Here is a 6047-nt window from a genome sequence, read left to right as displayed (position 1 = left end):
GTACAACCAGCAATATGACAGCAATGCCGTACCCGTGTCACAAAACGCTTTACATAACACCTACAGGTACGAAAAATCTGCGCCAAAATTCGTCACAAAACAAGTTGTAAACATTATATAAATCAGAAAGATAAATAACTACTGATAATTTTATTCACCAACAAGGGTTCAAGCGCTCAAAAACACATCAGTTTCAATATAACTGTCATATTAATGAAACATTCGCTCTCTACTATCGCCCACAGTTTCAACAACCGACCTCAGTTCTATCCATACAGGTCCACGGAGAAAAAAATGATGAACCAAGCTACTACTGCAGCGTCACCGATTTCGGGTACGACTCGCTGGTTACGCTGGGCTAACTTGGCATTCATGCTTTATCTGCTGCTACTGGCAGTATCTATGGTAGGCAGTGGTTTCAAATGGGCGACGGGCGATCAAGCCAAAGTACTGTTTGAATTTGCCTCTCATCCAGTTGCCGGGTTGATGATCGGCCTGGTGGCGACGGCGTTAATCCAATCCTCCAGTACAGTCACCTCGATCATTGTGGGCCTGGTGGCTGGCGGACTGCCGGTCGAAACCGCCATTCCTATGGTCATGGGCGCCAATATTGGCACCACGGTCACCAACACTCTGGTCAGCCTGGGCCACGTTCGCTGTAAAGAAGAGTTCAAACGCGCGTTTGCAAGTGCCACTATCCACGACTTTTTCAACTTGCTTGCAGTACTGATCTTCCTGCCTCTGGAAATGATGTTTGGCATTCTGGAAAAAATTTCCCATTGGCTGGTGTCGCCACTACTGGCTACCGGTGACATGAGCCTGAAAGGCTTCAACTTCATCAAACCGATCACCAAACCTGTGGTCAGCGCGATCAAAGGCCCGTTGTCAACTTTCGGCGATACGATTGGCGGTGTGCTGTTGATTGTCCTCGGTATTGCCACTATCTTTTTGGCTATCACGGTGATGGGCAAACTGATGAAGAGTCTGATGGTTGGCCGCGCTCGTGACATTCTGAAAAACGCCATTGGCCGTGGCCCGATCCACGGTATCGTATCTGGCTCTATAGTCACGGTTTTGGTGCAGTCTTCTTCTACCACTACCAGCCTGATGGTGCCACTGGTTGGGACTGGCGTCCTGAAAGTGCGTGACGTGTACCCATTTACCCTTGGGGCGAACATCGGTACTTGCATTACCGCGTTATTGGCGGCAACAGCAGTGACGGGTGAGTTCGCGGTCTTCGCCCTGCAAATTGCTCTGGTTCACCTGACCTTCAACATTCTGGCAACCCTGCTGATCTTCGGTATTCCGTTCCTGCGTGAACTGCCACTGAAAGGTGCCGATATGATCTCCGAAATGGCGATCAAAAACAAAGCAGTTGTTGCAGGCTACCTGTTATCGGTTTTCCTGATTCTTCCAGGCACCATTCTGGCGTTATCCGCTTAATCAACACCATCGCTTATTGTGACAGGCCCCAATACTGGGGCCTTTTTTTTCTCAGTCAAGCTTATTTAGGACGGTACATTTGACGAACAAAAAAGCCAGCGCGGATGCTGGCTTTTTTGTGTTGAATTACGGCTTAGACCGAAAACGGGTATTTGATCGCGTCGTGGCATTGATACCCCGTCACCTCAAAGTCATCCAGCGTTACCCAAGTCTCCAAATCCTCCAAAGAGCGGATATCCGGGTTGATGCTAAACTGAGGTGCCGCAAACGGTTCGCGCTTAAGCTGCACGTCGCGCATCAGCGCCAGCTGATCTTCATAAATGTGCGCGTTAACGATTTTGTGGTACGCCACGCCTGGTTTCTTGCCGGTGATCTGCGCCATGATCGCCAGAAACACATAGACTTGAACCATGTTGAAGTTCAGACCCAGCGGCACATCGCATGAGCGCTGCGTACTATTGAGGAACAAGGTATCCCCCAGCAGGGAAAAGTGATGGCTGTACATACACGGACGCAGGCATCCCATATGAAACTCACCCGGGTTGTATTATTACCCCCTATCATTCCCTACTGGTTGTACTCATATGATAACTTTAGATGTGAAAAAAGCACTTAAAGTCCACCTTAGACAATTTACACCACCAGTTAATACCCCCTACTAGTTGTACTAGTTGAAAAATTACTTTATGGTATGTATAGGCTAGTTATAGGTACGTCATTAATTATGAACACGATACATACAGTTATTCACTTAGGGATTTCCGCACCAGACTACGAAACTATGCCTACGTTAATACTGTTTCCTGAAGGTGTTGAACCACATGCTTCATTCATCGTTGCTAGATATGCACGTTACCTTCAAAAAGAAGGTCACGCCTCATATGCAACAATAAAAAGAGACTTGCATTACATTGGTTTGCTTTTTGATTACTATTATCTCGTGGTAAAACCCAACGCCAAAAACACCAACGACTGGGAAATGTTCATTGAAGATTTTTTAAGCGCTTTTGATAAAGGTGCTGTTTTAGGTTGGAGAGCTGCAAAAACAGCAGACTATACATATTGCAAAAACACTACAAAACAGTTCTGCCAGTTTGTTTCGGGCTTGAAAAGTAGCAGAAAGCTTCTTCCTGCGGAAGAAAAGGACCTTGAATACTCAATAAATCGCTCTTATGAATACTGCGCTCACCTGAAGACCAGCCTTCTGTTCCATATAAAAAGAAAATCCCACAGTATGAAGGATTCTAATAAATCTAAGGAAAGAGGTCGCAGAAGAGCCAAGTCTGGCACGACCGTAGTCAAGTATTTCCCTCCAGAATACGTACCACTGCTTATTGAAGAGACAACAAATGTACGGGATAAGATCATTTTGTTAATGGCTGCGTATGGTGGCCGACGGCAATGTGAAATCATCCAAATACTCATCAATGATGTTGAACCTGTTAATGGTAGATTACATGTAACTCTTGCCCATCCTGAAACTTCTAGTATGTCCTGGCTTTGTAAAGCAGGAAAAAAGCGTACTGGTACTCGTGGTGAGTTTCTTAAAACAATGTATGGACTAAAGCCCAGAATCAATCTGGGTGCACTTTCTTCGAGCGCTGGTTGGAAGGGTATAAAGTATGACGACAAAAATACCGAAACATCTATCATGTGGTTTATTAGAGAAGAGGTCGAGAGATACCTTCTGACCTTGCACATTCAGTATATGGAAGAAGTAAGAGGTGAGTATTCACACCATCCGTATTACTTTGTTAATCAGAATGGCGACCCAATGACTCAGAAATCCATGAGTAAAGCCATACATAATGCATGTAAAAGACTAGAAAAAAAGTATGGCATCAATTTAGATGGGCGTCGAGGACATAGCCTTAGACATCATTATGGTTTTTACTGTGCAGACGTTTTACAGATGGATTTATTAATGATCCGTAAATATATGGGGCATAAGCAACTCTCATCCACAGCTATTTACACACATATATCACCAGAAAAAGCTCGCCAAGTCATACAAAATGCTCAGGACAAAGCAAAGCTCGAAGACAGAATCGATGCAGATATAGAGGAGAGGTTGCAGATTCAACAGAGATTCGAAAATCAACCTGCAATTGCAAAACTGCCAAATTCATGGATGACTTCATGGTTGACTGGCGAAGAAATAGATACGATGTTAATTCACAGGTAAAAGCTACATGGATTATATAACAAATGAATTTGAAGAGTACACTTCCCCATTAACAGGTGAGGTGATTAAATTTAATCCATCTAGTAGAGCATTTTGTATACTCAAAACTCCTACAAAAGAGGAATTCAACGAACTCTTACAAGAATATGTGAACGCAAAGATTCAAATTACTTGGAGAGAGTTGTTAGAACCACTCAACAAAGATCTCAGCAAAATTAATGGCGATAGAATAAGGTTATTTGCGGCTACAAAGGCTTCGGGTAGTGACAAAAAGTTCATGCCGACATACATTTTTGCCGACAGTTATACCAAAGCTATTGGCGAAGAAACTAGTTACCAGTGCCATCTAAAGGTAGAAAGCTTCAGTATTGAAGAGCAAAAAAAACTTGCAGAGGCAATCAAGCCAAACAGTCTTGAAGAAGCAAAAAGTCTATTTAAGGAAGGATCATTCCATCACAATGATGCTCTCGGTTATAGATTTATAGATGAGGTAATAAAACCTCATAATAATTTCACTGAAGCTGTAAACGCAATGGCCTCACTCTTGAATGAAGTGGTTGCAGATAGCGGTATCAAATCAAAGAGATTCAGGTTACAACACTCCAATAAGACACCTAGAAACACTCTAGAATTACTAAGCTTTCTACATGCCAAGGGGTATGTACTTTTCCCATATGTTAGAAAACTCTCTGAAGATCCTTTTGAATACTGGATGCTTCACAAAAACAATATAAGGCACTGTGAATACCCTGAGCTAGTTAATCCAGATGCATATGAGTTTGTTAATCGTATTCATCAAGCTTCAGAAGCAAGTAGAGCAAATAAGAGGCTTGGTAGCAACGCTAAAACAATGGTGAAGGCATCTACTTTCACCAGAATTGAACAGATCAGTGATGAACTCCTAGATCGACAGGTTGAACTGTATGAAGAAAATTATCAAACCTCATCATCATCAGAAACAACAACCAGAACGAATGGCTCAGCGTTTAATGCTTACACAAATATGTGTAGGGATATTTTCAATTCAAAACATAATAATCCCGCCCTTAAGTTAAAGCATAGAAAGTACATGAGGAAAACTAAAAAGACGATTTATGAGCTTGCTGACTTTAGTTTATACTCAGACAAACTGCCTGAACTTAAGATTTGGACTGAGCTTCTTTCTCAGTATTGCTTATCTATAAACGATACGCAGTTTCAATTACGCATATCTTCTGCAAGATACTTCCTTGACTGGCTTTCTGGACTTGAACACATCCCACAATCCCCATTGGAGATTGTCAGAACGATACATGTAAATGATTATGCTGAGGGAAACACTCTGCGGAACCATCTCAAGAACCGTTACTCTCTAAAAGCCTCTAACAGACATTTGTCGATGTATAGACAGTTCTTTGATTTCTGCCACGATACTCTTTACAAGAACCCTGACAACCGTGAATCTCTAAGTACATTTGTTAATCCTGTTGACACCAAGTGGGATCGATTTGCAGAAGGTTCTAGTCCAGGAACCAAACGAACACCGATTGAATCAAGGATAATGAATGAGATTCGAAATTTAATCATTGAAGATGATTATGCTTTTCCTAAAAAAGCATTTTCATTTTCTTATGTTCATTTGACAAATCACGAAACTGGAGAATATGAACACAACGTGTTCTGCCCATCAGTTGCAAACCTTCTCTATTTTATGCTCTGGATTCCAATACGAAAGATTCAAGCTCAACTTCTTGATTCTGGAGAGGGGGATGACTTTATCTATGACTTTGATCTAGAAAAGTTTGTTAAGAATGAAAACAAGATCGGGAACGAAAAAAGACAAGAAGGTTTATTGCAAACACTTCCATCAGGCGTACTTGGAATTACTGACGTGCTCGGCTTGCACATTACAACCAATAAAACTTCAGATGATGGTTACGATATCCCTTGGGTTTGTGATGAATTACTTGCATCATTAAAAAACCAGTATCAATGGCTCCGTAAGTACTCCCCCTACCCAGAGCTAAGAGGAAAGGACTCTCTTGGAAAGCTTCTGACAGAAGAAAGCATAATGACAGATAAAACTTTCTATTGTTTATTCCGAGATCCCTCACAACAGAGATCCGACGACCAATCAAAACCAGTTGCAACTCACATTATAACAAAAGCGTGGGGATTGCTCTGTAACGAGGCTGAGAAACGGATAAACAGAAAACTTCCTGAGACACACAGAAAAATATCTTTGACAAAAGAGGGATCACCGACTGAATCTCGCTACGATATCCATACATTACGAGTGAGCGGTATTACAGACTTGCTAGATAAAGGAGTGCCATTAGGGATTGTTCAGAAGTTTGTTGCTGGACATAAGACTTACATGATGACACTTCATTACGATAACCCTTCTCATGCGAAAGTGAGGGAGTATTTAGAGGCAGCG

At 42.2% G+C, this 6047-nt stretch carries 3 protein-coding genes and 1 pseudogene; 3 read left to right on the top strand and 1 reads right to left on the bottom strand.

Annotation, left to right across the window (positions count from 1 at the left end; genetic code table 11):
* Positions 1 to 294 precede the first annotated feature (294 nt).
* Positions 295 to 1443 carry a Na/Pi symporter gene (locus CAG65_RS20565; protein WP_021705635.1) on the top strand — a complete coding sequence of 383 codons (1149 nt, stop codon included), beginning with the start codon at positions 295 to 297 and terminating at the stop codon, positions 1441 to 1443.
* Between the two features lie 133 nt (positions 1444 to 1576).
* Here CAG65_RS20565 and CAG65_RS20560 read toward each other — a convergent pair.
* A pseudogene (locus tag CAG65_RS20560) lies at positions 1577 to 1990 on the bottom strand (thymidylate synthase); the annotation flags it as partial.
* Between the two features lie 177 nt (positions 1991 to 2167).
* Between CAG65_RS20560 and CAG65_RS20555 the strand changes: the two are divergent.
* Together CAG65_RS20555 and CAG65_RS20550 are read left to right on the top strand one after the other, a co-directional pair.
* Positions 2168 to 3628 carry a tyrosine-type recombinase/integrase gene (locus tag CAG65_RS20555; protein ID WP_161454827.1) on the top strand — a complete coding sequence of 487 codons (1461 nt, stop codon included), beginning with the start codon at positions 2168 to 2170 and terminating at the stop codon, positions 3626 to 3628.
* Positions 3629 to 3635: 7 nt separating this feature from the next.
* A partial coding sequence (locus tag CAG65_RS20550) for a VPA1269 family protein (RefSeq protein WP_161454826.1) occupies positions 3636 to 6047 on the top strand: 2412 nt, incomplete at its 3' end.

It is taken from the genome of Vibrio sp. V39_P1S14PM300 (genome assembly GCF_009904765.1).
Lineage (GTDB): Bacteria > Pseudomonadota > Gammaproteobacteria > Enterobacterales > Vibrionaceae > Vibrio > Vibrio proteolyticus.
Note: the sequence above shows the minus strand (reverse complement) of the source record. Positions and strands in the feature narration are given on the sequence as shown.

What these genes read in the sequence shown, in the direction of transcription:
- CAG65_RS20565 (WP_021705635.1), top strand. Translation starts at nt 295, where the DNA reads ATGATGAACCAAGCTACTACTGCAGCGTCACCGATTTCGGGTACGACT.
- CAG65_RS20555 (WP_161454827.1), top strand. Translation starts at nt 2,168, where the DNA reads ATGAACACGATACATACAGTTATTCACTTAGGGATTTCCGCACCAGAC.